The 1824-nt window shown below is 67.1% G+C and carries 1 protein-coding gene; it reads right to left on the bottom strand.

Annotated features, from left to right (window positions below):
• Positions 1–1824, bottom strand: a 1824-nt coding sequence (locus tag EF834_RS18050) for a non-ribosomal peptide synthetase (RefSeq protein ID WP_127948661.1), incomplete at both ends; no start/stop codon positions are given.

The raw sequence follows: 1824 nt of genomic DNA, 5'->3' as shown, positions 1-1824 counted from the left end.
CGAGATTCCCGTCCCGGTTCCATCGCACCAGATCCCCGGTGCGATACAACCGCGTGCCCGGAGCACCGAACGGATCCGCCACGAACCGCTCCGCCGTCAGATCCGCCCGGCCCTGATAGCCGCGGGCGATCTGCACCCCACCGAGATACAACTCCCCGGCCACCCCGACCGGCACCGGCTGCAAACGCCCGTCGAGCACGAACGCGCGGGTGTTCCACACCGGCGCCCCGACCGGCACGGTGCGCACGTCCCGGCCGTCACACCGGTAGGACGTCGCCGTGACCGCAACCTCGGTCGGCCCATACATGTTCTCCAGGCGTGCATCCGATTTCGCCGCCAGACGCCCGAACAGCTCCACCGGCAAGTCCTCGCCACCGACATACACCAACCGCACCGAATCCGGGATCCGCACCTCGGGATCGGCCAACACCGTCCCCAGCATCGACGGCACGAACACCGTCGCGGTCACACCCTCGTCCGCGATCAACGACAGCAGGTATCCCGGATCACGATGCCCGTCCGGCCGAGCGATGACCAACCGGGCCCCGACAGCCAACGGCCCGAACAACTCCAACACCGAGGCATCGAACGTGACCGGCGTCTTCTGCACCACCGCATCGGAATCGGTGAACGCGTACTCGGAGATCATCCACGACAACTGATTGACGATCGCCCGGTGACTGACCGCCACCCCCTTCGGACGCCCCGTCGACCCCGACGTGAACAACACATACGCCACATTCTCCGGCCGCACCCGCCCGAGCAGCTCGGAGCCGGCCACCGGCGCCGACGAATACCCCGACACCTCCACACCGTCGACCTCGACAACCTCCACCCCCACCGGGAGGACACCGCGATCGGCCGCAGTGGTCAACACACACACCGGTGCCGCCGCCTCGAGCACATGATCGTTGCGTTCGGGCGGCTGGTCCGGGTCGATCGGCACATACCCGCCACCCGCGCGCAGCACCGCATAGATCCCGACCACCATCTCCACCGACCGGCGCATCCCGACCGCCACCAACGACTCCGGGCCCACCCCGACACCGATCAGCAACCGCGTCACCCGATTCACCCGCGCATCGAACTGCGCATACGTCAACGACTCACCCTCGAACACCACCGCCGGCGCATCCGGTGTCCGCGCCACCTGCTCGGCGAACCCGTCGAGCAGCAACCCCTCCGGCACCCGGTGACCGGTCTCGTTCCAGGTATCGAGCACCAACGCCCGCTCCGAGGCGTCGAGGACCGACACATCCCTGACCAGAACCGACGGATCATCGACAACCGCCTCGAGTACCCGCACGAACCGCTCCGCGACCCCCCGCACCGTTCCCGGATCGAAGATGTCCGCCGCATACACCAACGACCCCTCATACCCGCCGTCGGCCGCCTCACCGAGCGACATCGACAGATCGAACGGCGCCGCCACCCGATCCACCTCGACCGGCGCGATCGTCAACCCCGGCAACTCCACCTGCGACCGGGTGTAATTCTGGAACGCCAACATCACCTGGAACAGCGGCGAGAACGACTGCGAACGAACAGGGTTCAACCTCTCCACCAGAGCCTCGAACGGCACATCCGCATGCGCGAACGCCTCGAGATCCCTCTCCCGCACCCGATCGACCAGCTCGGTGAACGACAGATCCGGATCACACTCGACCCGCAACACCAACGTGTTCACGAACATCCCCACCAGATCATCGAGCGCCGCCTCACCCCGACCCGCGACCGCCGACCCCACCGCAACATCGGTGCTGCCACTGAGCTTCGCCAACACCACCGCAAGCGCCGCATGCACCACCATGAACGCAGTCGCCC

It is taken from the genome of Rhodococcus spongiicola (genome assembly GCF_004011835.1).
GTDB classification, from domain to species: domain Bacteria; phylum Actinomycetota; class Actinomycetes; order Mycobacteriales; family Mycobacteriaceae; genus Prescottella; species Prescottella spongiicola.
This window is presented reverse-complemented; position numbering and strand designations above follow the sequence as displayed.